Source organism: Geodermatophilus sp. SYSU D00705, assembly GCF_054050135.1.
Genome location: NZ_JBJGYT010000032.1, coordinates 26,414 through 50,490 on the forward strand (window position 1 = coordinate 26,414; position 24,077 = coordinate 50,490).

At 75.6% G+C, this 24,077-nt stretch carries 23 protein-coding genes and 1 pseudogene; 11 read left to right on the top strand and 13 right to left on the bottom strand.

The window, feature by feature from the left end:
• Positions 1-75: 75 nt before the first annotated feature.
• Together ACI78Q_RS19460 and ACI78Q_RS19465 are read right to left on the bottom strand one after the other, a co-directional pair.
• Entirely contained in the window at positions 76-1,125 is a 1,050-nt protein-coding gene (locus ACI78Q_RS19460; protein ID WP_456925090.1) for a TIGR03885 family FMN-dependent LLM class oxidoreductase, read from the bottom strand.
• Positions 1,126-1,405: 280 nt separating this feature from the next.
• A complete protein-coding gene (locus ACI78Q_RS19465) occupies positions 1,406-1,753 on the bottom strand; it encodes a MerR family DNA-binding transcriptional regulator (protein WP_456925091.1) in 348 nt (115 codons plus the stop codon).
• Between the two features lie 104 nt (positions 1,754-1,857).
• Here ACI78Q_RS19465 and malQ point away from each other — a divergent pair, with 104 nt between their 5' ends.
• The 5 genes from malQ (at position 1,858) to ACI78Q_RS19490 (ending at position 5,780) form a co-directional block, all read left to right on the top strand.
• Positions 1,858-3,693, top strand: a complete 1,836-nt coding sequence (gene malQ, locus ACI78Q_RS19470; RefSeq protein WP_456925092.1) for a 4-alpha-glucanotransferase — start codon at positions 1,858-1,860, stop codon at positions 3,691-3,693.
• A 48-nt stretch (positions 3,694-3,741) separates the two neighbouring features.
• Complete coding sequence (locus ACI78Q_RS19475) at positions 3,742-4,062, top strand: hypothetical protein (RefSeq protein WP_456925093.1); 321 nt, start codon at positions 3,742-3,744, stop codon at positions 4,060-4,062.
• 70 nt (positions 4,063-4,132) lie between these two features.
• Positions 4,133-4,333, top strand: a complete 201-nt coding sequence (locus ACI78Q_RS19480; protein ID WP_456925094.1) for a hypothetical protein — start codon at positions 4,133-4,135, stop codon at positions 4,331-4,333.
• Between the two features lie 217 nt (positions 4,334-4,550).
• Positions 4,551-4,973: a hypothetical protein gene (locus ACI78Q_RS19485; RefSeq protein ID WP_456925095.1), complete on the top strand. Its 423-nt coding sequence runs from the start codon at positions 4,551-4,553 to the stop codon at positions 4,971-4,973.
• Positions 4,974-4,985: 12 nt separating this feature from the next.
• A complete protein-coding gene (locus ACI78Q_RS19490) occupies positions 4,986-5,780 on the top strand; it encodes a DUF998 domain-containing protein (RefSeq protein ID WP_456925096.1) in 795 nt (264 codons plus the stop codon).
• Positions 5,781-5,790: 10 nt separating this feature from the next.
• On the opposite strand, the gene ACI78Q_RS19495 is transcribed toward ACI78Q_RS19490, so the two are convergent.
• Positions 5,791-6,801 carry an Acg family FMN-binding oxidoreductase gene (locus ACI78Q_RS19495; RefSeq protein WP_456925097.1) on the bottom strand — a complete coding sequence of 337 codons (1,011 nt, stop codon included), beginning with the start codon at positions 6,799-6,801 and terminating at the stop codon, positions 5,791-5,793.
• 114 nt (positions 6,802-6,915) lie between these two features.
• Between ACI78Q_RS19495 and ACI78Q_RS19500 the strand changes: the two genes are divergently transcribed.
• From ACI78Q_RS19500 to ACI78Q_RS19515, 4 genes are all read left to right on the top strand, one after another.
• A complete protein-coding gene (locus ACI78Q_RS19500) occupies positions 6,916-7,362 on the top strand; it encodes a pyridoxamine 5'-phosphate oxidase family protein (RefSeq protein WP_456925098.1) in 447 nt (148 codons plus the stop codon).
• Between the two features lie 43 nt (positions 7,363-7,405).
• Positions 7,406-8,290, top strand: a complete 885-nt coding sequence (locus ACI78Q_RS19505; protein WP_456925099.1) for a universal stress protein — start codon at positions 7,406-7,408, stop codon at positions 8,288-8,290.
• A gap of 266 nt (positions 8,291-8,556) precedes the next feature.
• Positions 8,557-10,545, top strand: coding sequence for a fibronectin type III domain-containing protein (locus ACI78Q_RS19510; RefSeq protein ID WP_456925100.1), 1,989 nt, complete (start codon positions 8,557-8,559; stop codon positions 10,543-10,545).
• A gap of 325 nt (positions 10,546-10,870) precedes the next feature.
• Entirely contained in the window at positions 10,871-12,976 is a 2,106-nt protein-coding gene (locus tag ACI78Q_RS19515; RefSeq protein WP_456925101.1) for a hypothetical protein, read from the top strand.
• A 106-nt stretch (positions 12,977-13,082) separates the two neighbouring features.
• On the opposite strand, the gene ACI78Q_RS19520 is transcribed toward ACI78Q_RS19515, so the two are convergent.
• A complete protein-coding gene (locus ACI78Q_RS19520; RefSeq protein WP_456925102.1) occupies positions 13,083-14,021 on the bottom strand; it encodes a DMT family transporter in 939 nt (312 codons plus the stop codon).
• 99 nt (positions 14,022-14,120) lie between these two features.
• Positions 14,121-14,867 (bottom strand): SDR family oxidoreductase, encoded by a 747-nt coding sequence (locus ACI78Q_RS19525; RefSeq protein WP_456925103.1) that lies wholly within the window; start codon positions 14,865-14,867, stop codon positions 14,121-14,123.
• Between the two features lie 86 nt (positions 14,868-14,953).
• Between ACI78Q_RS19525 and ACI78Q_RS19530 the strand changes: the two genes are divergently transcribed.
• Entirely contained in the window at positions 14,954-16,540 is a 1,587-nt protein-coding gene (locus ACI78Q_RS19530) for a helix-turn-helix domain-containing protein (RefSeq protein WP_456925104.1), read from the top strand.
• A gap of 54 nt (positions 16,541-16,594) precedes the next feature.
• Here the strand turns inward: ACI78Q_RS19530 and ACI78Q_RS19535 are convergent, their stop codons facing one another.
• The 3 genes from ACI78Q_RS19535 to ACI78Q_RS19545 form a co-directional block, all read right to left on the bottom strand.
• A complete protein-coding gene (locus tag ACI78Q_RS19535) occupies positions 16,595-17,353 on the bottom strand; it encodes an SDR family NAD(P)-dependent oxidoreductase (protein WP_456925105.1) in 759 nt (252 codons plus the stop codon).
• A gap of 274 nt (positions 17,354-17,627) precedes the next feature.
• On the bottom strand, positions 17,628-18,365 hold the full coding sequence (locus ACI78Q_RS19540; protein ID WP_456925106.1) for a DUF5995 family protein: 738 nt from the start codon (positions 18,363-18,365) through the stop codon (positions 17,628-17,630).
• A gap of 19 nt (positions 18,366-18,384) precedes the next feature.
• Positions 18,385-20,241: a PucR family transcriptional regulator gene (locus ACI78Q_RS19545; RefSeq protein WP_456925107.1), complete on the bottom strand. Its 1,857-nt coding sequence runs from the start codon at positions 20,239-20,241 to the stop codon at positions 18,385-18,387.
• Between the two features lie 365 nt (positions 20,242-20,606).
• Here ACI78Q_RS19545 and ACI78Q_RS19550 point away from each other — a divergent pair, with 365 nt between their 5' ends.
• Complete coding sequence (locus tag ACI78Q_RS19550) at positions 20,607-21,617, top strand: DUF2877 domain-containing protein (RefSeq protein WP_456925108.1); 1,011 nt, start codon at positions 20,607-20,609, stop codon at positions 21,615-21,617.
• Positions 21,618-21,667: 50 nt separating this feature from the next.
• Here the strand turns inward: ACI78Q_RS19550 and ACI78Q_RS19555 are convergent, their stop codons facing one another.
• The 5 genes and pseudogenes from ACI78Q_RS19555 to ACI78Q_RS19575 form a co-directional block, all read right to left on the bottom strand.
• The gene (locus tag ACI78Q_RS19555) at positions 21,668-22,111 is read right to left on the bottom strand and encodes an SSI family serine proteinase inhibitor (protein WP_456925109.1); all 444 of its coding nucleotides are present in this window, start codon (positions 22,109-22,111) and stop codon (positions 21,668-21,670) included.
• 49 nt (positions 22,112-22,160) lie between these two features.
• Positions 22,161-23,027, bottom strand: coding sequence for an ATP phosphoribosyltransferase (gene hisG / locus ACI78Q_RS19560; protein ID WP_456925110.1), 867 nt, complete (start codon positions 23,025-23,027; stop codon positions 22,161-22,163).
• 52 nt (positions 23,028-23,079) lie between these two features.
• Positions 23,080-23,343 (bottom strand): phosphoribosyl-ATP diphosphatase, encoded by a 264-nt coding sequence (locus tag ACI78Q_RS19565; RefSeq protein WP_456925111.1) that lies wholly within the window; start codon positions 23,341-23,343, stop codon positions 23,080-23,082.
• Positions 23,340-23,864 (bottom strand): 6,7-dimethyl-8-ribityllumazine synthase, encoded by a 525-nt coding sequence (gene ribH, locus ACI78Q_RS19570; RefSeq protein WP_456925112.1) that lies wholly within the window; start codon positions 23,862-23,864, stop codon positions 23,340-23,342. Before ribH ends, ACI78Q_RS19565 begins: the two co-directional genes overlap by 4 nt.
• A pseudogene (locus ACI78Q_RS19575) lies at positions 23,861-24,077 on the bottom strand (bifunctional 3,4-dihydroxy-2-butanone-4-phosphate synthase/GTP cyclohydrolase II); the annotation flags it as partial. The pseudogene ACI78Q_RS19575 and the gene ribH, both read right to left, overlap by 4 nt.

A 24,077-nucleotide genomic window follows, 5' to 3' on the forward strand; every position in this document is an offset into this window, starting at 1 on the left:
GTCCCGTGTCGTCGGACGCGGCCGAACGGCGACCGCACCCCGGACTTCGCCGGGCGGGGGGCCGGTGGATGCGGGTCAGGCGATCCCGGCGGGGTGCGGCGTCTGCTCGGGGCGGCGCGGGCCGGCCGGTCCGGGCGGGTCGATCGCGACGGCGGGCCCCGGCGCCGTGACGTCGAGCCGCGGCAGCACCTTCTCGCCGAACGCGTCGAGGAAGGCGATCTGGTCGCCGCCGACCTGGTGGAGGTAGACGTCGTCGAAGCCGAGCTCCACGTACTCGGCGATCCAGGCCGCGTGCTGGCCCAGGTCGGCGGAGACGCGGACGGCGCCGGTGACCGCCTCCGGGGTCACGTGCGCGCTGGCGTGCTCGAACGCCTCCGGGCTGTCGAGGTCCCAGCACAGCGGCGGGGGGAAGACGTTGCTGCGCCACTGGTCGTGGGCCACGGCGAGGGCCCGGTCGGGGTTGGGGTCCCAGCTGACGTGCACCTGCAGGACCAGCTTGCCCCGGCCGCCGGCGTCCCGGTACGCGGCGATCATGTCCCGGAGCTTGTCGTGCGGCTGGTTGATGGTGACCAGGCCGTCGGCCCAGTCGGCGCCGCGCCGGGCGGTCTCGACGCTGACCGCGGGGGCGATGAGGGCCGGCTGCTGCTCGGGGAGGGTGTAGACGCGGGCGCGGTCGACGGTGACCAGCCCGTCGTGGCTGACCTCCTCGCCGGCCAGGAGGGCGCGGATGACGTCGACGCACTCGCGCAGCCGGGCGTCGCGCAGTTCCTTGCGCGGCCACTTGTCGCCGGTGACGTGCTCGTTCATCGCCTCGCCGCTGCCGAGCGCGACCCAGAACCGGCCGGGGAACATCGCGCCGAGGGTGGCGATCGCCTGGGCGATGACCACCGGGTGGTAGCGCTGGCCGGGGGCGTTGACCGCACCGAAGGGCAGGCCCGTGGTGGCCAGCGCGGCACCCAGCCAGGACCACGCGAACCCGGAGTGCCCCTGCCGCGGGTTCCAGGGGGTCAGGTGGTCGGAGCACATGGCCGCGGTGAAGCCCACCTGCTCCGCGTGCCGGACGGCGGTCAGCAGCGCCGCGGGGTGGACCTGCTCGTGCGAGTTGTGGAAGCCGATCACCGTCATGGGCCTCCCCTACCCCGGGCGCCCCGGCATCCGAACGCGCTGGCTGCACGCGTGCGGTGACGCCGCCGCCGTCCAGCAGGCCCGGCGGGACAGCGACTCCTGACTCCGGACCCGTCTGACCCCGACTCTCGGATCGAGAGTGGAGTCGTCGCCGCCGACATGCGGCGACACGCCGCTGCGGGCGACACGACCCCATGATCGACCGGCGGCAGGCGGCGGCCGGCACCCCAGAGCCCCGGCCGCGTCAGGCGGGAGCGGTGGTCCCCGGCTCGTCGGCGCGTCACCCCGCGGAGCAGCAGCAACTCGGCGTCGGTGCGCCGAGGGGCGCGGCGAACAGGTGGCCCTGCGCAAGCCCCACGTGCCCGTCGCGCAGGTGGGTGCGCCGGCGCTCCTGCGCGATGCCCTCGGCGACGATCTCCAGGTCCAGGGCGTGGCCCAGGTCGACCAGTCCGCCCAGGGTGCGCACGAGGTCCAGCCGGGCCACCGCCGCGGCGCCGTGGAGCCGGTAGCCGCCCGCCGACCGGGCCGGCGGGTCGACCAGCCCCTCGTCGGACCAGAAGCGCACCGTCCGCACGGGGACGCCGAGCCGGTCCGCGAGCTGCCCGATCGTGAGCGCGCCGTCGTCCACGGCCCCGACCCTGCACCCTCCAGCGGCTGGAAGGTCGAGACCAGAGACCGGCACCACTCGCGTCGTGCCGTGTGGACGGAGCGCGGCGTGGGGAGTATCGAGGCGTGACGCGCACCCCGACCACCGACGAGTGGGGCATCGACGCCGGCTGGCTCGACGCCCTCGACGAGGAACACCACGTCGCCGAGGCCACCATCGAGCGGTTGCGGGAGGTGATCGGGACGCCCCCGGCCGACCTCGAGGACCGCGCGCCGATCGTGGCCCGGCCCGGGGACGCCCTCGAGGTCGACGAGGCCGAGGTGACCTGCGAGGACGGCTCCGTCCGGCACGTGGACGGCGAACTGCCCGAGGACTTCCCGCTCGGCTACCACTGGCTGCAGGCGCCGGGTGGCCACCGCCGGCGACTGATCGTCTCCCCCGGCCGCTGCTGGCTGCCCGAGGAGCGCGCCTGGGGCTGGGCGGTGCAGCTCTACGCCACCCGGAGCCGCGACAGCTGGGGCATCGGCGACCTCGGCGACCTGCGCGCCGTCCGCGAGATGGCCGCCGGTCAGGGCGCGGGCTTCGTCCTCATCAACCCGCTGCACGCCGTCGCCCCGACGCCGGGCCAGGAGTCCAGCCCCTACCTGCCGGCCACCCGGCGCTTCCGCAACCCCGTCTACCTGCGGGTGCCGGAGGTGCCCGGCGCGGGCGCCGTCGACCTCGAGGTGGACGCCGGCCGGGCGCTCTCCGACGGCGACCTGATCGACCGCGACGCGATCTGGGCCCGCAAGCGCGAGGTGCTGCGGCGGGTGTTCGACGCCACCGGCCGCGACGACCCCGCCTTCCCCGACTGGTGGTGGCACCAGGGCCAGCCGCTGCAGGACTGGGCCACCTGGTGCGCCCTCGCCGACGTGCACGGCCCCGACTGGCACACCTGGGCCGAGGAGCTGCGCGACCCGCGCAGCGAGGCCGTCGGCCGGTTCGTCGCCGAGCACGAGCGCGACGTCGCCTTCCACGCCTGGCTGCAGTGGTGCCTGCACCTGCAGCTGGAACGCGCGACCGAGGGCATGACCGTCATCCAGGACCTCCCGATCGGCGTCGCCGGCGGCGGGGCCGACGCCTGGACCTGGCAGGACGTGCTGGCCGACGGCGCCTCCGTGGGCGCGCCCCCGGACGCGTTCAACTCCCAGGGCCAGGACTGGGGCTCACCGCCGCTGATCCCGTGGCGGCTGCGCGCTGCGGACTACGAGCCGTTCATCCAGTCGATCCGCGCCACGATGGCCGGCGCCGGCGGGCTGCGCATCGACCACGTCATGGGCCTGTTCCGGCTGTGGTGGGTGCCCCGGGGCGAGAGCCCGGCCGACGGCGCCTACGTCCGCTACCCCGCCGAGGACCTGCTCGACATCGTCGCCCTGGAGAGCGCCCGGGCGCAGGCGGTCGTCGTCGGCGAGGACCTCGGCACCGTCGAGGACGGCGTCCGCGAGGCGATGGCCGAGCACGGCATCCTCAGCTACCGGCTGCTGTGGTTCGAGGAGGACGACCCGGCGCAGTGGCCGGTCGAGGCGATGGCCGCGATCACCACCCACGACCTGCCCACCGTGGCCGGGCTGTGGAGCGGCGCCGACGTCGAGGAGCAGCGCGAGCACGGCACGGGCAGCGACGAGGAGCTCGAGGAGGGCCGGCGGTCGCTGCTGGCGAGGCTGTCCGGCGTCCGGAAGAACGCCCGGCCGGAGACGGCGGTCAAGCGGGCGCACGAGCGGCTGGCGGAGGCGCCGTCCCTGCTGCTGTCCGCGACGCTGGACGACGCCGTCGCCGAGCGGCGCCGGCCCAACATGCCGGGCACCACCGACCGGCCCAACTGGTCGCTGCCGCTGCCGGTGACCGTCGAGGACCTCCCCGCCCACCCCCTCGTCGCGGCCGTGGCCGAGACGCTGGCGAAGGGCGTCGCGGACAGCGCCTGAGACCGTGTCGATCGAACGCGTGTTCGACCGACGTGCCAGACTCTCCCCATGGCCGGCGGCATGCACCCAGGGCGCTCGGGTCGCCGCTCCCTCGGGGAGCGGGCAGCGGAGTCCGGGGTCGCTGCCGCCGCGTCCCCGTCCGAGCCGCTGCGCCCGGCGACCGACAGCGGTCGCCGGGCGGACGGCCGCGGCCGGCACTGCTGGGTGCACGACCCGCCGGGTGCACCCGGTGTGTGGCCCGGGCTGCTCGTCGAGTGGCGGCAGGACGACGGCGGCTGGCTCGGCCGGGTGACCTACGCCCTCGCCGGTCCGCACGGTCCGGTGCTGGTCGAGGCGTGGGTGCCCGCGGCCCGGCTGGAGCAGCGCTGATCACGGTTGGGGCGGCGGCGGGCTGGCTATGGCCTCCGGGAACGGACATCCCCGACGAAGCGGAGCCCTCGTGAGCGAGCCCGACCGACCCGACCTCGACGACGTCATGGAGACCACCGAGTCCGCACCGCGCGACCGGTCCCAGCACGCCGGCGGCTACGACCGGCCCAACGACGACGCCCTCCAGCACCGCACCGAGCAGGAGCGGCAGATGGTCGACTCCGACGATGCCGACCCGGCCGGCGCCGACCAGCACTCGGCGACTGATTGATCTGCGGTCCTCCGGACCGCTCCGCGGCACTCCCCTCTGCGGTCCTCCGGACCGCACCGCGGCCACGTGCCGTCCCGGCCGCCACTGAGCCGCTGCCCGTGTCCCCGGCGGGGAGCCTCCGGCCCCCGCGCCGGGTCCACCCGGCCCGGTGCCGTCCCCCGGTGGCTGCCGAACGGCACCGCGGCCCCGTCGCTCGAGGGGTGAGGGGTCGTTGCCCGTGGCCCGGCTGACGACGGGGGTCGTCGCGTGCTGGGTGCTGAAGTCCACCCGGCCGCCGGCGGCCATCGACCCCGGCTGGCCCGTGGGCGCGGCGCGCGAGCTGACCCGCTGCGTGCGCCGCTCCTACCGGCTGGACCTGGTGCGCCCCGGCCAGCCGTGCCTGCTGTGGGTGAGCGGCCGCACCGACCCCGGCGTCCACGCCCTGGGCGAGGTCACCGGCGAGCCCGAGGACCGCGCCGACGGGCCGGTCGTCGACGTCCGGCTCACCCGGCTGGCCCGGCCCGTGCCCCGCGCCGAGTTGCTCGGCGACCCCGACCTCCGGAGCGCCGAGGTGCTGCGCATGCCCGCCGGCAGCAACCCCTCCTGGCTGTCGGCGTCCGCGTTCGCCGCCGTCCTCGCCCGGCTGCCGGACCGGGGCTGAGCGGCTGGGACCATGGCCTCCGTGACTCCCACCCGGTACCGCTGGGGCGCGCTCGCCTGGTTGCTGACCCTGCAGTTCTTCATCGTCGAGACGGTCGTGCAGCTGCAGGCCGACGGCTACTCCCGCGCCGACGACCTGATCAGCGAGCTCGGCGCGGCCACCTCGCCCGCGCACGCGCTGATGAACGCCTCGTTCATCGCCCAGGGCGTGCTGATCGCCGCCGGGGTCCTGCTGCTGCGCCCCGCGCTGGCCGGCGCCGCGGGCCGGATCGCGGCCGCCCTGCTCGCCGCGGCCGCCGTCGGCGTGGTGCTCGTCGGGCTGTTCCCGATGGACGGGCAGCAGTCCCTGCACGAGGCCGGGGCCGGGCTCCACCTGGTCGGTGGTGGGCTGGGGTTGATCGCGCTCGCCTACGCCGTGCGGCGGCGGTCCGAGGCGCTCGGCACGACGCTGGCCGTGCTCGGGCTCGTCGGCACGGCGGCCACCGTCTTCTTCGTCGCCGGGATCACCCGTCACCTCGGCGAGGGCGGCACCGAGCGGGCCGCGGCCTACGTGCTGCCGGTCGGCCTGGCGCTGGCCGGGGCCGGCCTGTGGCGGCTGCGGGACCGCCCCGCCGAGTCCGACCGGCCCACCCGCCGGGAGCTGCGGGAGCAGGAGCGGGCGGCGCGCGCCCAGCAGGCACGGGAACGGGACGCCGCCCTGGAGGCCGCCACCGCCCGCTCGGCGTCCGCCGGTGCCACCCCCGAGGGCCAGCAGGCCGACGACGACCACGACCCCGAGGACCCCTGGGCCACCACCCGCCGCGGCTGAACCGGCCCGGTCAGCCGGCCGGCGAGAAGCGCAGCACGTCGGCGACCGGTCGCCGGCCCGAGTGCGGCGCCTCCCCCGTCGACGGGTAACCCATGCGCAGCAGCATCTGCGGGTGGCCCACCAGCGACAGCCGCGCCCGCATGCGGGTGCGCGTCGCCGGCCAGTCCAGCGCCTGGGTGAGCGGCGAGGCGGCCAGCCCCTCCGCGGTCGCCCGCAGCAGCAGCCGCCCCAGCGCCTGACCGGCCAGCAGCCACGCCGTCCGGTCGTCGTTGTCGGTGCCCAGCAGCACGACCGTCGGCCGCTCCACCGCCGGCGGCGGCGCGCCGGCGTCCCCCTCGGGCAGGAAGGCGCCGTGCGCGCCGCGGCTGCCGACGACGAAGTCCCGGATCAGCCAGTTCGACGGCCGGGTCGCGGGGTCCTCGCTCGGGACCGCCTCGACGGGGACGCCGTCCACCGCGGCCGGGTCGGTCCGCAGCCAGCGCTCCAGCTCCGCGACGTACTCCGGGTCGCTGCGCTCCATCTCCTCCGCCCGGGAGATGAGGAAGACGGTCGCGACCTCCTCCTCCGACTCGGTGATGGGCTTGACCCACACCCCGAGCCGTCCGACGTCGGCCTGCAGCCGGTCGACCAGCTCGTCCGGCACGGCGCGGGCCGCGAAGGGCGCCCGCTCGGTGTGCCGCCGGCCGATCGCCTCGGCGAGGGAGCGGTCCTCGGCGGTCACCTCGCGCGCAGCCCCCGCCCGCACGGTGGCCAGGTGGTCGGGGTCGGCGGGGTCGGGCAGCAGGTCGACGGCGGCCTCGACGCCGGCGGACCGCAGCGCCACCGCGGCGAACTCGGCCGCGACCCCGCAGCTGATCACCTGCTGGCGGCCGGTGGGGTCGAGCACCGGCAGCGCCCGGTCGCGGTCCAGGTGCAGCTCGAGCCGGTCCGGTGTCGCGGTGAACCGCCAGGGCTGCGTGTTGTGGATCGACGGCGCCCGGATGGCGGCGCCCACCACCGCGGTCCAGTCCTGCTCGTCCATCTGCGCACCTCCGGCCGGCTCCGGCGCCCCGGGCGGGGCCCGCCCCCTGCCTACCCCATGGGCGGCGAGGGGCGCACGTGGCGTGCGCAACGCCGGGCCCCGAGGATGGGGACCATGACCGACGCCGCCCTCGAGGAGATCCCGGCCGACGAGTGCTACCGGCTGCTGGCCACCCAGGAGATCGGCCGGCTGGCCGTGAACGCCGAGCACCACCCCCTCGTCTTCCCGGTGAACTTCGCCCTCGACGGGACGACGATCGTCATCCGCACCCGCGCCGGCACCAAGCTGACCGCCGCCGAGCACGCCAACGTCGCCTTCGAGGTGGACGAGATCGACCGGCGGACCCGCAGCGGCTGGAGCGTGCTGGTGCGCGGCCAGGCCGAGGAGGTCGGGGACGCGCACCGGGCCGACCTCGTCGCCCGCACCCACGCAACCGGCGTCGAGCCGTGGGCACCGGGCGACACCGGCCACTGGGTGCGGCTGATCCCCCACGCGATCTCCGGACGGCGGATCGTGCCCGGGGAGCTGCCGCCGGCGGTCGACCCCCGCGCCTACCTCTGACCAGCCGGTCCACGTCCCGCGGCCCGTCGGGGAGAATGCCGCCATGAGCGCCCCAGACAACTCCGGTCGGTCCCTGCGCGTGCTCGTCGGTTACGACGGCTCGCCGAGCGCGGTCAACGCGATCGAGGCCGCGGCCACCCTCGTGCCCACCGCCTCCGCGTCGGTCCTGCACCTGTGGGAGCCGCCCTTCACCTCCCCGGAGCTGCGGCAGCGGCTGGCCGGCCGCTCCTCCGGGCTGCAGCAGCTGGGCGACCTGCTGGAGACGGAGGGCCGGGCCGAGGCCGAGCGCCTGGCCGGCAACGGCGTCAAGCTGGCCCGCGCCGCCGGCTGGGAGGCCGAGCCCCTGGTCAAGCGGGCCTTCGGCGGCGACGGCTACCAGTTCGCCCGGACGGCGGAGGAGATCGGCGCCGACCTCGTCGTCGTCGGCACCCGCGGGCTCGGCGGCGTGCGGGCAGCGCTGGGCAGCGTCTCCGAGCTGGTCATCCACGTCAGCCCGGTGCCGGTGCTGGTGGTGCCCTACCCGCTGACGACGTCCGAGTGGGCCGCGGCCGCCTCGGGGCCGGTCATGGTCGGCACCGACGGGTCGGCCGGCGCGGCCCGGGCGATCGCCTCGGCTGCCGCCCTGTTCCCCAGCCGCCAGCAGCTCCTCGTGGCCGTCGCCGAGCCCGGCCCGGGCCCCGGACCCACCGCCCCGGACGGCGCCGAGCTGCTCACCGTGCCGTGCTCGGGGCGTCCCGGCAGCGCGCGGGCCACCGCCTCAACCCTGGCCGAGACCGCCGCCGCCCGCGGCGCCGCGGTCATCGCCGTCGGCAGCCGGGGCCGGTCGGCCTCGCGTGAGCTGCTGGTCGGCAGCGTCCCCCGCGCCCTGCTGCACTGCGCGCACCGGCCGGTGCTCGTCGTCCCCCGTTCCCCCGTCGGGACGGACTGACCCTCGGCGAGACCGCAGGTCGGGCCGGGGATGCCGGCCCGACGCGGTCCGTCGCGCCCTCGACGGGGCCGCCGGGGACCGCTCGGCGCACTCCTCCGTATTGGGGGTCATAGGACCCCCACGGCACGGCTTCGGATCGACCCCCCTCACCGACGACCGTCTGCGTACGGCTCCGGTCACCCGATCGGGGGGAAGCTCGAAGCAGCGGAGTAGCCATGAGTGCACGCACGACCACCAAGGGTGGCCGCCGTCGCGGAGGTGGGTCTGTGCCCACCGCCGCGACGCGACCGTCCCTCACCACCGGCGGGAGGCGGGCCCTCGGCCTGTTCTCCGCCGCGACCGTCGCCGTCGGATCCGTCGTCCTGAGCAGCGGGGTCGCCCAGGCGGCGCTGCCCACGCTGCCGAACAACCTCGTCGTCTTCCCCGACCGGGACTTCATGACCATCGAGGGCTTCGAGGGCCTGCCGGCGGGCAGCACGGCGACGGTCAAGGTGTTCCGCGGGACCACGGTGGTCGGCCAGACGACAGCCGACGTGAACTACCCCGAGGACGGCGTCGCCTTCGAGATCAACCACCCCGGCGGCGCGTGCTGGGGCCAGGGCGCTCCGTCCGGCCTGAACGTGACCCCGGACATCACCGGCAACGACCGGGTCGAGCTGACCATCAACGGTCAGGTCTTCGACATGCCCGTGGCCGACATCTCGGTGGCGTCCGAGTCGATCAGCGGCAGCACGGTGACGGTGATCAGCGACGTCCCCGCCGCCATCCCCCTGGACCGGCTCGAGGCCCGCATCATCCAGCCCGACCTCAAGGACACCGCGGTGGCCCGCCGCGACGCCCGCGCCGTCGCCGACGGCACCGGCGACGAGGGGTACACGTCCACGCTGGCGCGGTCCACCACCAACCCGGACCAGGTGGTTGCGACCTACACCTTCCTGGACGACGCCACCGCGCAGACCGCCCTCGGCGGGACCTCCCGGATCATGTCCTGGGCCGCGGCCGACGGCGACGAGCGCTCCGGCATCACCATCGCCGAGCACGGCGAGGTCGGCGGTCCCGGCATGGGTGGCTGCCCGGCCGGCCCCGGCGACGCCGCCCAGCCCGGCCCCGGTGAGGCGGGCTTCGTCCGCTCCGCCAACGGTGAGTCCATGACCGTCAACTGGGTCGCGGCTCCGCCGGTGGCCGGTGGCGCGCCCGTCAGCGGCTACCACGTGACGCTGACCGACCCCGACGGCAACATGGTCGGGAAGAAGGTCGGCGCCAGCGCGATCCGCGCCGACTTCACCGGTCTGACCGCGACCACGGAGTACCTCGTGGAGGTGCGGGCCGCCCAGGGCACCGGGGCGGACACGGTGCTGAGCAAGCCGTACGCGGCGGCCTCCGGGGCTCCGGACCAGAACCCGGAGACCGGGGACGTCACGGACCCGACCGTGACGCTCACGCCCAACGCCGAGACCGGTGAGATCACCGTCACCGCGAACGAGGCCGTGGACGTCTACTACACCCTCGACGGCAGCGACGTGGTCGACATCGACATGCCGTCGCTGACCGCCATCCACCTCCCGGAGGGCGCGACCATCCCGGTCACCGCGGCCGGCACCGTGGTCAAGGTCGCCGCCTTCGACGCCGCCGGCAACATCGGCACCGCCGAGGGCACGTACGAGCCCGGTACCTCCGGTCCGGCCCCGACGCTCCCCGGTGCCCCGACCGGGGTCAGCACGCAGCCCGGCCAGGGCAGCCTGGTGGTGAGCTGGACTGCTCCCGAGCAGACCGGTGCCTCCGCCATCTCCCGCTACGAGGTCACCGCGACCCCGGCCACCGGGACGGCGGTGTCGGCGGTGGTCGTCGCCCCGGCCACGACGGCCACGCTGACCGGCCTGACCGCCGGGACGGCGTACACGGTCAGCGTCATCGCCGTGAACGATCAGGGCAGCAGCCCGGCGGGCACCGCCACGGGGACGCCGGACGCCGTGACCAACGACACGGTCACGATCACCGGCGGCCGCTACCGCGCCGGTGACCGGCTCGAGGTCAACGGCACCGGCACCATCGCCGGCGCGACGATCACGATCCGCTCCACCAGCGCCACGGGTCCGGTCATCGGGACCGCCATCGTGGCCCCGCCGGCGGCCGGCGCCACCTTCGGGACGTGGACCTTCGCGGTCCGCAACGCCGTCCCGGCCGTCCCCGGCTCCCAGGTCTGGGTGGAGTCGGACAAGGGCGGCAAGGCCGGTCCGTACGTCCTCCGCCGGTGACGGACGGGACCCGGGCCGACTGAGCCCGGCGCACCACCACAACTGAACACAACGGGGGCCCGTCACCGGGAGGTGGCGGGCCCCCGGCCCGTCTCCGGCCGGCACCCCGCGGACGGCGACCCGGCGCCCGTGACGGCCGGTCACCGCGCGACTCCCTCGCATTGGGGGGTGCCACTCCCCCTTGCCGCGTCTGCCTGCGCACTCGTCGCTGCACGACAGTCGACGCACAGGTCGTCACCACCCACGGTGACGGCGACGGCGTTCGACAACGGAGAGTCGCATGACACGGGAACGACCGAGCACCGGTCGTCGCGGGGGCGGGGCCATGAGGGGCACCGACGTCGCGACGGCGAACCGGACCACCAACCGCCGCGGCCGCACGACGGTCGTGGCGCTGACGGCGTTCGGCGTCGTCGCCAGCGGCGCCACGATGGCCGGCGCCGACATCATCACGCCGAACCCCGAGACCCTGCAGGCGGTCGGCCCGACCAGCGGGGTGCACGGCTTCCCGGTCTGGTACGAGGACCACACGGGGCTCCGCCTCGAGCAGTGCCTCGACGCCACCGACCCCTACTGCGACCCGGCCTTCCTCACCGCGGAGGGGCTCGACCCCAACAAGCCGCTGCACATCGGGGCGAGCGCGGCCGAGAGCAACTGGCCGGCCGAGTCCTTCTACTTCCAGGCCGGCAACAGCTTCGACACGCCCAGCGGTCCGGCCGTCGACTTCGTCGCCGCCCTGGAGGCGACGTTCGCCAACGAGGTCGTCCGCGAGGGCGACCAGGTGACCTTCGGCCGCCTCCGCATCCGGATCGACGACGCGGTGCCCTTCGCCACCTACACCGTCACCCACCCCTACGGCGTCGACACGGTGACCGCCGACGACCGCGGCCGGGCCCGCTTCGTCGAGGACATCACGCCCGCCCCGGACAACTTCGGTCTCGCGCTGGGCTCCCGCATCGCGCCGTTCCTGATCGACGCCGCCGGCCTGCACGAGGTGAACGGCAACTCCTACGTCGGCAACCCCGCCGTGGAGACCCAGGTCACCGGCTCGCCCCACGACACCAACTACGTGGAGGTCTCCGGCCCGGGCATCGACACCTTCCGCGACGACACCTTCGGGATCCTCGGCAAGGTGGCCGTCAACCAGGGCATCGAGCCCCTCGGCGTCTACGAGGTCGACACCGCCGGCCAGGACTACGTCGACGTCTACGCCAAGGCCGGCCGGAACTCGACCGTCGAGGTCGCCGGCGAGGGCGTGCCGGCCACCACGCTGACCGGCGACGGCAAGGGCAACTTCTTCGCCCGCATCCCCGTCGGCGCCTTCCCCGACTCGGTCACGGTGAGCAACACCAGTGACGTGCCGGCGGAGAACAAGGACGTCCCGGTCACCGACCGCATCCAGGTCACCAACGCCGTGTTCGCCAACGGGACGCTCACCGTCGAGGCGACGTCCAGCGACAGCGACGCCGAGCTGTCGGTGGAGGGCTTCGGCGCGCTCGCCAACGGCAGCCTCACCGCCACCGGCCTCTCCATGCCGCCGCACTCGGTCACCGTCGTGGCCACGGAGGGCGGCGAGGAGGACGGCTCGACCACGGCTCCCGTCATGGTCACCGGCTCGGACGCCGGCGAGGAGGTGCCGCAGGCCGGCAACATCGCCGGGCTGCCGACCACGCTGGCGATGGGCCAGACGGTCACCCTGGACGCCTCGTCCTCGACCAACGTGGAGTCCTTCGCCTGGTCCGCCTCGGCCGGCACGATCGTCGCCGACGGCGCCAACCCGGCGCTGGCCACGTTCACCGCGCCCAGCACCCCCGGGGTGGTCACGATCACCCTGACCACGCAGGGTCCGATGGGTGAGCGCGTCTTCACCCGCACGGCCGAGGTCCAGGGTGGCGAGGTCCCGACCGCGGTCACCGTGACCGCGGACAACCCGACGCCGGAGGTCGGTGCGCAGGTCGTGCTGACCGCGACCGGGACGAACGCGACGTCCTACGAGTGGGTGCAGACCTCCACCCCGGCGGTCACCGTGCCCAGCACCACCGGGAACTCGGTGTCGTTCACCGCTCCGGCCCACCCGGTGACCTTCCAGGTCACCGCCACCGGCCCCGGTGGCACCGCCACCGGGTCGGTCACGGTGACGCCGACCGTCGACACCACGGCCATCACCGCCGGTGAGTACCGCACCGGGACGCGGGAGTGGCGGGTCTCGGGCACCTCGACCGTGACCAACCTGAACACGGTGACGGTCTACCTGGCCACCACGACCGGGACGAAGGGCGCGATGATCGGCACGGCCACGGTCGACGCCACGGGAGCCTGGACCGTCCGCGTCGCCAACGCCGTCGCCCCGTCCACCGGGTTCACCCGGGTCGTCGCGGAGTCCACGAAGGGCGGCGTCTCGGCGCCGTTCGCCTTCACCTCCCGCAGGTGACGAGCACCGGCCGGCACCGGGACCTCCAGCCCGGTGCCGGCCGGCCATGACGAGGGCCCCACCGCTGCGGCGGTGGGGCCCTCGCCCGTTCCCGGCACGCCGCGGCTCAGGCGGCCGCGCCGGCCTCCTGCACGGTCGCCGCGACCGACCGCCGGGACCGGCCGCGGGCGCGGGCCAGCGCCACCCCGGCCAGGCACACCGCACCGCCGGCGACGGCGAGGACCGGCGGCACCTCGTCCAGCAGGAGCCAGCCCAGGACGACGACCAGCGGCGGCACCAGGTAGGTGGTCACGCCCAGCGTCCCGGCGTCCATCCGGGCCAGCGCGTAGGCCCAGGTGCTGAACGCCAGGGCCGTCGGTACCACCCCGAGGTAGACCATCCCGGCGACGGAGGCCGCCGGCGCCCGCGCGAGCTCCCCGGCGAGCGCCCCGGCCCAGGGCAGGCAGCACAGCGCACCGACGGCGCAGGCGGTCAGCGTCACCTGCAGCGGAGGCAGCCGTCGCAGCACCGGCTTCTGCGCGACCACCCCGGCCGCGTAGGTCACCGCCGCCACCAGGCAGAAGACGACGCCGAGGACCTCGGCGTCCGCGCCGCGCGTGGCCAGCCCGATGAGCAGGACCCCGGCGAAGGCGACCGCGATGCCGGCCAGCAGCCGGCGCGGGAACCCCTCGCCCAGCAGGAGCCCGGCGAGGACGGCGATGAGGATCGGCCCGACGTTGACCAGCATCGCCGTGGTGCCGGCGTCCAGGTGCCGCTCCGCGGCGTTGAGCGCCAGGTTGTAGACGCCGAACCAGCCGACCCCGCAGACGGCCAGCAGCCCCCACTCGCGCCCCGTCGGCCGCACCCACGCCCGGCCGGCGAGCGCCCAGAGGACGCCGAGCACCGCGGTGCCGACGGTCAGCCGGCCCAGCGCCAGCGCCCCGGGTGAGAGGTCGGCGCCCACCTCGCGGATGCCGACGAACGCCGACGCCCAGGCCAGCAGGGTGACGACGACGGCGGCGAGGACGGGCACGGCGGTGCGGCCGGGCGACGCGAGGGTGGGCACGACCCGGACCCTAGGTGGGGGCGACGACGGCGCACCGGCGGTTTCCGGACGTCGTCCTGCCCGTTGCGGGATCCGGCAGGACCGTTGCGGCGGGCCGGTTCAGCCGTGCAGGTGCTCGCCGTAGGTGCGGTGCCCGCGCGCGCCGCCGGTGGGCAGCGCGGCGCCGTCCCGGAACGCGGAGGACAGCCGGCCGGGGACGGGCGTGGCGACGACGTGGGCCCCGGGCTCCCGGGCGGCCGCCCACGCCCGTGCCAGCTCGGCGGCGGTCAGCTCCTGCGGACCGCCGAACTCCACGACGTCCCCCGTCGGCGCGCCCAGGGCGACCTCGGCGGTGTGGGCGGCGGCCTCCTCGGCGTCCACCGGCTGGGCCCGCCAGCCCATCGGCACCGGCAGCACGGGCCCGCGGCGGGCGGTGGCGAGCAGCTCGTCGACGAAGTCGTGGAACTGGGTGATCCGCAGCAGCGTCACCGGCAGCCCCGACGCCAGCAGCACCTGCTCGGCGGCGAACTTCGCGCGGTAGTAGCCGTAGGGGATGCGGTCGACGCCGACGATCGACACGAAGACCAGGTGCCGCAGGCGCTCGCGGTCGACCGCCTGGACCAGGCGCCGGGTGCCGGCGACGTCGGCCTGCCAGTAGTCACCCCGCGCGTCGCTGGCCGCGTGCACCACGACCTCCGCACCCGCCAGCGCCGTCTGCAGGTCGCGGCCGGTGGCGAGATCGCCGCGGACCCCGCCCGGCCCGGTCCCCCGCCGCGACATCCGGCGCACGGAGTGGCCGGCCTCCTGGAGCCGCCCGGCCACCCGGCTGCCGAGGCGTCCGGTCCCTCCCGTCACGAGAACGTCCATGGCTGCAGTCTGGCCGGACCACCTCCGCGCAGTGCCGCGCCGCGCTCCGGGCGAGTCGAAGTCACATGCCGATACCGTCCCGGACCGTGACGGCCACCGACACGCCTCGCACAGATCCACCCGTCCCAGAGCCCGTCGCGGAGAACACCGCGGACACCGTCATGCGCCGCATCGGCCTGCTCGTGCGGGACGCGCGCCGGCACCGCGGGCTCACCCAGGCCGAGCTCGCCGAGCGCCTCGGCACCAGCCAGAGCGCCGTCGCCCGAATCGAGCAGGGCGGCCAGAACCTCACCCTCGACCTGCTCGGCCGGCTCTCGGAGGCCCTGGAGAGCGAGCTGTTCAGCGTCGGGCCGTCCGGTCCCGCGCACCTGCGGGTGACCGGTGGCACGCCGCTGCACGGCAGCGTCGCGGTGAAGTCCTCCAAGAACGGCGCCGTCGCGCTGCTCTGCGCCGCGTTGCTCAACCGCGGGCGGACGACGCTGCGCAACGTGGCCCGCATCGTCGAGGTCGACCGCCTGCTCGACGTGCTGCGCTCCATCGGCGTCTCGGCGACCTGGGACGGCACCGGCCGGGACCTCACCCTGCTGGTCCCCGACGAGCTGGATCTCGCCGGGATCGACGCCGACGCGGCCCGCCGCACCCGCAGCATCATCATGTTCCTCGGTCCGCTGCTGCACCGGGCCGTCCGGTTCGAGCTGCCCTACGCCGGGGGCTGCGAGCTCGGCACGCGCACGGTGCAGCCGCACGTGATCGCGCTGCGGCCCTTCGGGTTGGAGGTGGAGGCGCGCGGCGGCCGCTACTCCATCACGGTCACCGCCCCGCGCCGGACCGACCGCACCATCGTGCTGACCGAGCGCGGCGACACCGTGACGGAGAACGCGCTGCTGGCCGCGGCGCGCGCGGAGGGGACGACGACGATCCGCAACGCCAGCTCCAACTACATGGTCCAGGACCTCTGCCTGTACCTGCGGCTGCTCGGCGTCGGCATCGAGGGCCTGGGCACCACCACGCTGGTCGTGCACGGGCGCCCGGTGCTCGACGCCGACGTCGACCACACGATCAGCGAGGACCCGGTGGAGGCCATGAGCCTGCTGACCGCAGGGATCGTCACCGGCTCCGAGCTCACGGTCACCCGGGCGCCGATCGAGTTCCTCGAGGTGGAGCTCGCCGTCCTCGCCGAGATGGGGCTGCGCTACGCCCTCTCCCCCGAGTACCGCGCCGCCAACGGGCACACCCGGCTGGCCGACATCACGATCTGGCCGTCGGAGCTGACCGCGCCCCTGGACAAGATCCACCCGATGCCGTTCCCCGGCCTGAACATCGACGACCTGCCGTTCTTCGCCGTCATCGCTGCCGTGGCGTCCGGGTCGACGCTGATCCACGACTGGGTCTACGACAACCGGGCGATCCACCTGTCCGACCTCACCCGGCTCGGCGCCGACGTCCGGCTGCTGGACCCGCACCGGGTGCTGGTGACCGGTCCGACGCGGTGGTCCAGCGCCGAGGTGGTCTGCCCGCCGGCGCTGCGCCCCGCGGTCTGCCTCCTGCTGGCCATGCTGGCCGCCAAGGGGACGTCGGTGTTGCACAACGTCGACATCATCGCCCGTGGCTACGAGCAGCTGTACGAGCGCCTGGTGGAGATGGGCGCCCGCATCGAGGTCTTCCACGACTAGGCCCCCTCCCGGGTCCCGCCCCGAGCGTGCGACGGGTGGGGAGGGGGTCCTCTCTCAGCGCTCCTGGTCGGTGGGGCGGACCAGCACCTCGTTCACGGCCACGTGCGGGGGCTGGGTGACCACGTAGACGATCGCCCGGGCGACGTCGTCGGCCTGCAGCGTGCGCATGCTCGCGGCCATCTGCCGGGAGGCCTCCCGCGCCTCGGGCTGGGTGATGTGGCTGGACAGCTCGGTGGCCACCGCCCCCGGCTCGACCAGCGACACCCGCACGCCGCGGGCGGTGACCTCCTGGCGCAGGGACTCGCTGAAGGCGTTCACCGCCCACTTGCTGGCGTTGTAGACCCCGGCGCCCTTGCGGGCGGTCCGGCCGGCGACGCTGGAGATGTTCACGATGTCGCCAGAGCCCTGCTCGACCATGCCGTCGATGGCCGCGTGGGTCATGTACAGGACGCCCATCACGTTGGTCTGCACCATCCGGCGCCAGTCCTCGGGGTCCGCCCCGACGATCGTGCCCAGCAGCATCACCCCGGCGTTGTTGACCAGGACGTCGAGGCCGCCGAGCTCCTCGCGGGTGCGGCGGACGGCGTCGGCGCAGGACCGCTCGTCGGTGACGTCGAGGTCCAGCGGCAGCACGCGGGCCCCGTCGTCGCGCAGCTTCGCGGTCAGGGCGTCGAGCCGGTCGCGGCGGCGCGCCCCCACCGCGACGGCGGCGCCGGCCGCGGCCAGGGCGACGGCGGTGGCCTCGCCGATGCCGGACGACGCCCCGGTGACCAGCGCGACCCTGCCGTCGAGCGGGCGGGCGACCTCGGTCATGCGTGCTCCTCTCCCGGGCCGCCCCGCGCGGCCCACCGGACCAGCCTGGTCGATGGCGATGGCCGCGGCGCGGGCAGGTCGCAGGCCGGGGTGGGTTCGAGAGCCAGGTGACGTCCGGGGAGGTCGCCGCGCACCCCGGGAGCCGTGCTCTTGCGGTGGTGTGGACGCTCGTGCGGCACCGCAGCAGCGCAAGAGCGTGGAGGACACCGCAAGACCGGGCCGCACCGCAGTCCGACCCGGTCGCCGATGGCGGTGGCCGCGGCGCGGGCAGCTCTCAGGAGAGGGTGACGCCGAAGCCCCGGACCGCCAGCCGCAGCAGGACCGGCCCCGGCCGCAGCAGGTCGTCGACCCGGGCCGCGGCGGCGGACTCCAGGTCGGCCACCCGCCGGGCGTAGGCCGCCGGGCCGTGCCGCCGCGCCGCGTCCAGCTCGCGCGCGTTGGCCCACACCTTCCGCCGGGACTCACGCAGCAGGACCTGGCTGGCGGTGCGGTTGGCCGGGGAGAGCAGCCGGTCCAGGCAGCTCCGCCGTCCACCGGCGCGGTGCAGCTCGGCGTCCTCGGCGGCGACGCGCGCGGCCAGCACCCGGTCGATGCGCTCGTGGTCGCGGCGGCGCAGCTCCCGGATCTCGGGGTCGTCGAAGCCGGCCGGCGGGATGACCTGCACCAGGGACTGCGGCAGGTCGAAGTTGATGTGCGCGTTCATGCCCAGCAGGACGTGCGCCTCGGGCGGCAGCTCCCGCCGCGCCCCGAAGGCCAGCCGCCACGGCCGCGGCGGGCCGGCCGGGTCGTGGCGGTGCGCGGTGAGGGCGTCGAGGTAGAGGCCGGCGAAGTCGACGTCCCACTCCTCCACCCAGGCGGGGTCCTCGAACTCGCCCCCGCGGATGGCGACCCCGACGGCCTGGGTGGTGCGCAGGTAGACCCCGTGGAAGAACCGGGCCGGGTCCCGGTCGGCCTCCAGCGGGCCCTGGAGGTCGGTCATGCGCGCCACCAGCGCGTCGATGCCCGAACCCACGAGGGCCTTCCTACTCGACTCAGACCAGCGCGTCGAACCCCTCGTCGGTGGCGGCCGTCATCGCGGCGTCCACCGGGGGCCGGTGCGGCTGGTCCAGCCCGCGCATCCGGGCGGCGTGCAGGGCCAGCAGCAGGTTCAGCCGCAGCGTGGGATCGGTGGTGAAGGGCCCCAGCAGCCGCTCCAGCTTCCCGATCCGGTAGCGCATCGTGTTGTAGTGGAAGTGCAGCCGGCGGGCGGACTCCGCGACGTTGAGGTTGGTCTCCAGCAGCACCCGCAGCGTCTCCCGCAGGTCGGCGGAGTCCGGGTCGGTGGCGTCGGCCAGCGTGCCGAGCACCTCGTCGACGTAGTTGCGCAGCTCGGTGCTGTCGGGGATGAGCGACAGCAGGCGGAAGACGCCGAGCTGGTCGAAGTGCGTCACGGCCTGCGTGCCGTGGATCTCCTGCCCCACGCCGAGGGCCCGCTGCGCCTGCTGGTGGGCCTCCCCCAGGGCCGACAGCGACCCGGCGGGCCGGCCGATGCCGGTGCCGAGCACTCGGCCCACGCGGCGCACCCGGGCGTTGACCCGCGAGGTCACCGCCGAGACCAGCGCGCTGATCTCCTCGGGGGTGCGGCCGTCCAGCGGCAGCACCGTGACGATCTCCGTCGACAGCCCCGCGACCGCCGCCCCGGAGACCTCGGTCTCCAGCGCCGAGCGCCAGCCGTCGGCCAGCCGGTCGAGGACGTCGAGGGCGCGGGTGGGGTCGGCCTGCGGGTCGGCGGCGGTCTCGGTGGCGGTGACCAGGACGACGACCGGGCCGTCCAGCCGCCAGCCGAAGGAGCGGGTCTGGGCCAGCGCTCGCTCGGTGTGCCGCAGCGACCCGGCGACCAGCCGCCGCACGAGGTCGCCCTGGAAGCGCAGCTCGACGGAGTGCACGGCCTGCTGGCGGATCACCGACAGCGCCGAGACCACCGCCGCCCGCTCCAGCACGCCGCCGGCGCCGACCATCATCGGGCCGGTCCGGTGGACGGCGACCAGCCAGCCGTGCCGCTGCTCACCGGCCATGATCGGCGCGACCGCGTACTCCCCCACCCCACCCGGGAGCTCGTGGTGGCCGGGGACCAGCAGGATGCCGTCGGCCGGCGACAGGTCGGCGTCGGCGAGCACGTCGGCGGGGGTGACCACGGTCTGGTCGGCGCGGACGCCGGACAGCCGGCGGGACGGCGCCATCGTGGCCAGCTCGTCCTCGGCCTCGGCGTCCAGCAGCCACAGCCAGTCGCTGATCTCGGCGACGTCCTCGGCCGGGCCGGCGGTGGTGACGATCTCGCGGTCGGGCCCGAGGCCCAGGACCGCGGCGCCCTCGAGGAACACCGCCAGCTGGTCGGTCACCTCGGCCAGCCCGCCGCCGCTGAGGGCGACGTCGATGAACTGGTCGTGCATGCGGTAGGAGAGGGCGAGCTCCTCGCCCTGCTTGCCGACGACCGCGCCGAGCACCTCGGAGAGGATCTCGTCCATCCGGGCGTCGGCCGGCACGGCGAGCACGGGCAGGCCCCGCCGGTCGGCCTCGGCGAGCACCTCGGCGGGGGCCGGCGCGGGCCCCTCGGTCCGGCGGAACGCCAGCGCCGCGGTGCCCATGGAGTCCAGCCGCTCGACCAGGGCCCGGTAGTTCGCCGGGTCGGCGGGCGGCAGCCGCGCACCGAGGACGACGAGGACGTCGGGCCCGGCCACGGCGAGGGGGTCGCTGGGGTCGTCGACCACCATGTGGCGGACCACGCGGCCCAGCCCGGCGCGCCCGGCGACCACGTCGGTCCCGGCCAGCCCGGGCAGCTGCAGCGCCTCCTGCAGGGTCAGCCCCATGCGCTCCTGCCAGGTGGTGCGCTCCGCGCGGTTCTCGGTCACCGATGCCTCCGCTGCCGACATGCGACGACGCAGAGATCCCACGCCATCACCCACAGTGGCGACGGTGAGCGATGCATCACCCTGGGTCACGGCACCCGCCTTCCACAACGCCCATGCACACGGCCATACCACGACACCCTGTCAGGAGTGCCTGGACCAACGTCCCCATTCTTGGCGACTTCCGCCATACAGGGGCATGCGACGCGCCGCTTAGGTTCGAGACCCGGAACCACTCCGCCCGCTGGATGGTAAGCCGTCACCGAGACCAGGGTGACGCCGAGTCCCTCCGGCCCGGAGCCGCGGGGCCGGGCGGGGGGTCTCGAGCCGACGGTGCCTCCCGTTGTCTCCACGGTGAAGAGGCCGCCATGCGCACGATCGACGAGACAGCCGGCCCGGGTGGCACCCGCCCCGGGGCCCCGACGTCCCCGCGGGGCCGGGCCGCACAGGCCGGGGTGCCCACCATCCCCCTCCCGCGGGACTCCGCCCAGGCCACCGCCCGCACCGCCCCGCCCGCACGGGCGGCCACCGCGGTGCCGGCGTCGGCGAGCACCGGGGTCGCGGGCCTCCTCCGCGGTCCCGTCCGGCACGCCCGCGTGCTGATGAGCGTCCCCGCCGCCGTCTACCTCCACGTGCCCACCGAGCGCGGGGGCGAGGTCGTCGGCGTCCTCACCAGTGACGCCGCCCGCCTCCCGCTCGGCTGCGTGCTGTTCCGCCCGAGCAACGGCCGCCCTCTGGTGGCGCTGCCCCCCGACGCGCCGGCTGAGGTCGGTGGCGGGCGCATCGTCGTCGGCGACCTCGCCGTCAGCGCCGCCGCCTGGTGGGACCCCCGCCCGCGGCTGCCCAGCCCGCGTCCCGCGCTGCTGCCCGAGGGCGTCCGCCAGCTGCGCAACGCCCTGTACGGCGAGGGCGTGCCGCACAGCGCGTTCACCCTCCCCGGCCTCCCGGCCGGCCCCGGGGGTCCGCTGGCCGCGCTGCGCGGTGCGGTCCGCCGCGCCGACCTGGACGCCGCCCTGCGCACCGCCGCCCGCCTGGTCGGCCTCGGCCCCGGGCTGACCCCGGCCGGGGACGACGTGATGGCCGGCACCATGGCCGGCCTCGTGCTGCTGGGCCACCCGTCGGCCGAGCGCTTCGCGGCCGGCGTCTACGCCCTCGCCGCCGGGCGCACCACCGAGCTGTCCCGCGCGCTGCTGCGGCACGCGGCGGCCGGGCGGGTCAGCGGCGAGTACGCGGCCGTGCTGCACGGCCTGGTCGGCGAACGACCGCTGGGTCCGGCGATCGCCGGGCTGCTGGCCACCGGCTCCACGAGCGGCCGGGCCATGGCCCTCGGGCTGTGCACCGCGATCGACCTCGTCGACCGGACCACCCGCAACCGCTGACCGACGCGTCCGAGGGCCCTCTCCCGTGCCGGGAGAGGGCCCTCGCCCGTTCAGCTGGGCAGCTGCTCGAACGCGACCGCCTCGGGGACCAGCGGCACCAGCGAGTCCCACTGGGCGATCCGGCAGCCGTCGGTGCGGGACAGCCGCAGGTCGACCGGCTCCCCGCCCCACCGGCCGGTGACGGTCGCCGTCTGCGGGCCGCCGTACAGCTCGGTGCACACCGCGTCGGCCCGGATCGGCGCGAAGGCGTCGGACCGGTCGCGCAGCTGATCGCACGCGGCCTGGGCGTCGGGGTGGTCCCCCTCGGCGGCGCCGGCGCAGACCAGCGTCCAGCGCTCGACGGCCGACCCGTCGCCGCGGTCGACCTCGACCACCAGGGAGTCCTCCCCGGCGCTGCTGCCGGGGGCCGGGGCGGCGGTGCCGTCCCCCGCCGGGCTGCCGCCCGACGGCGCCGCACAGGCAGCGAGGGCGAGGAGCAGGAGCACGGTGAGCACGCGCATGCCCTGGGGACGAACGGGACGCCCGGACCGTGCCCGCGGGAGCTCAGATCCGGCAGGCGTGGATGCTCGTGACCAGGATCGCGCGGGCGCCGAGCTCCCACAGCTCGTCCATCACGCGGTTGGTGTCGGTCTGGGCGACCATCGCGCGCACCGCCGACCAGCCCTCGGTCTGCAGCGGGCTGACGGTGGGCCCCTCCAGGCCCGGGGTGAGCGCCGTCGCCTTCTCCAGCAGCTCGTTCGGGCAGTCGTAGTCGAGCATCACGTACTGCCGGGCGACCAGGACACCCCGCAGCCGGCGGCGCAGCTGGGCGACGGCCGGGATCTCCTCGGCTCCGGCCCGGCGCACCAGGATCGCCTCACTGGTCAGCACCGGCTCCCCGATGATGTGCAGCCCCGCCGCTCGCAGGGTCGTCCCGGTCTCCACGACGTCGCAGACCGCGTCGGCGACGCCGAGCCGGCAGGCGGTCTCCACCGCTCCGTCCAGCTTCACCACGCCGGCGCTGATGCCCTGGTCCTGCAGATACCGCTTGAGCAGCACGGGGTAGGCGGTCGCGATCCGCTTGCCGGCCAGCTGCGCCACGGTCTCGATGCCCGACTCGACGGGGGTGGCGAAGCGGAACGACGAGCGCCCGAAGCCCAGCGGCATCACCTCGACCGCCGCGGCCCCCTCACCGTCGGCGGGGGCGGTCTCCAGCAGCATGTCGCGGCCGGTGATGCCGACGTCCAGGGTGCCGGCGGCCACGTACACCGCGATGTCGCGCGGGCGCAGGTAGAAGAACTCGGTGTCGCTGTCGGGGTCGTAGACGGCGAGGTCCTTGGTGCTGCGCCGCTGCCGGTACCCGCTCTCGGCGAGCATGGCGGCCGCGGGCTCACTCAGGACGCCCTTGTTCGGCACGGCGATGCGCAGCACGGGGGGTCTCCTCGGGGTCGGTGGTCTCGGTGGGGCGTCGGAGGTGGCGGCGTCAGAGGTGGGCGTAGACGTCGTCCAGGCTCAGCCCGCGGGCCAGCATGAGCACCTGCACCCGGTAGAGCAGCTGGCTGATCTCCTCCGCCGTCCGCGCCTCGCCCTCGTGCTCCGCGGCCATCCAGGACTCCGCCGCCTCCTCGACGACCTTCTTGCCCGCCGCGTGCACGCCGTCGCGGACCGCGGTGACCGTCCCGGAGGTCGGGTCTCCGGCGGCCACCTTGGCGGCGAGCTCGGCGAACAGCGAGTCGAAGGTCTTCACGCGCGGCTCCCGTCGGCCGGTCGGATGGTGAACCCGGTCGGCCGGGAGGCGCCGCGCAGCCGGCGGAGGGTGAGCGCCGTCGACAACGCCGCGATCGCCGCCTCCCAGCCCTTGTCCTCCGCGGACCCGGGCAGCCCGGCGCGGTCGCGCGCCTGCTCCTCGGTGTCACAGGTCAGGACGCCGTTGCCGACCGGGGTCCCCGCGTCGAGGGCGACCCGGGTGAGGCCCGCGGTGACCGCGTCGCAGACGTACTCGAAGTGCGGCGTCCCGCCCCGGATGACCACGCCCAGCGCGACGACGGCGTCGTGCCGCTCGGTCAGCGCCTGCGCGACCACCGGCAGCTCCACCGCGCCCGGCGCCCGGACGACGGTGGGCTCGGGGACCCCGCTGGCGACGGCGGCGGCCACCGCGCGGTCCAGCAGCGAGCCGGTGATCTCCGCGTGCCAGGTGGTGGCGACGATGCCGAGGGTCAGGCCCGCCGCGTCGACCGCCTGCACCTCCGGCGCTCCGTGTCCGCTCATGACATCTGCTCGTTCTGGTGCAGGGGCACGTCGGTGCCGGGCACGGTGGGGACGTCGTCCGGGCCGGACTCGGTCTCGGGCTCGATGATGTCGAGCAGGTGTCCCATCCGGTCGCGTTTGGTGCGCAGGTAGGCGAGGTTCTCGGCGGTGACGTGGCTGGGCAGCGGCACCCGGCCGGTGATCTTCAGGCCGTAGCCCTCCAGGCCGGCCCGC

Bases quoted from the DNA above. Each gene is read 5' to 3' on its own strand.
- ACI78Q_RS19460 (WP_456925090.1), bottom strand. From the start codon at position 1,125: ATGACGGTGATCGGCTTCCACAACTCGCACGAGCAGGTCCACCCCGCG.
- ACI78Q_RS19475 (WP_456925093.1), top strand. From the start codon at position 3,742: ATGGCCGGCGGCATGCACCCAGGGCGCTCGGGTCGCCGCTCCCTCGGG.
- ACI78Q_RS19490 (WP_456925096.1), top strand. From the start codon at position 4,986: ATGGCCTCCGTGACTCCCACCCGGTACCGCTGGGGCGCGCTCGCCTGG.
- ACI78Q_RS19495 (WP_456925097.1), bottom strand. From the start codon at position 6,801: ATGGACGAGCAGGACTGGACCGCGGTGGTGGGCGCCGCCATCCGGGCG.
- ACI78Q_RS19500 (WP_456925098.1), top strand. From the start codon at position 6,916: ATGACCGACGCCGCCCTCGAGGAGATCCCGGCCGACGAGTGCTACCGG.
- ACI78Q_RS19505 (WP_456925099.1), top strand. From the start codon at position 7,406: ATGAGCGCCCCAGACAACTCCGGTCGGTCCCTGCGCGTGCTCGTCGGT.
- ACI78Q_RS19515 (WP_456925101.1), top strand. From the start codon at position 10,871: ATGAGGGGCACCGACGTCGCGACGGCGAACCGGACCACCAACCGCCGC.
- ACI78Q_RS19525 (WP_456925103.1), bottom strand. From the start codon at position 14,867: ATGGACGTTCTCGTGACGGGAGGGACCGGACGCCTCGGCAGCCGGGTG.
- ACI78Q_RS19535 (WP_456925105.1), bottom strand. From the start codon at position 17,353: ATGACCGAGGTCGCCCGCCCGCTCGACGGCAGGGTCGCGCTGGTCACC.
- ACI78Q_RS19550 (WP_456925108.1), top strand. From the start codon at position 20,607: ATGCGCACGATCGACGAGACAGCCGGCCCGGGTGGCACCCGCCCCGGG.
- ribH (WP_456925112.1), bottom strand. From the start codon at position 23,864: ATGAGCGGACACGGAGCGCCGGAGGTGCAGGCGGTCGACGCGGCGGGC.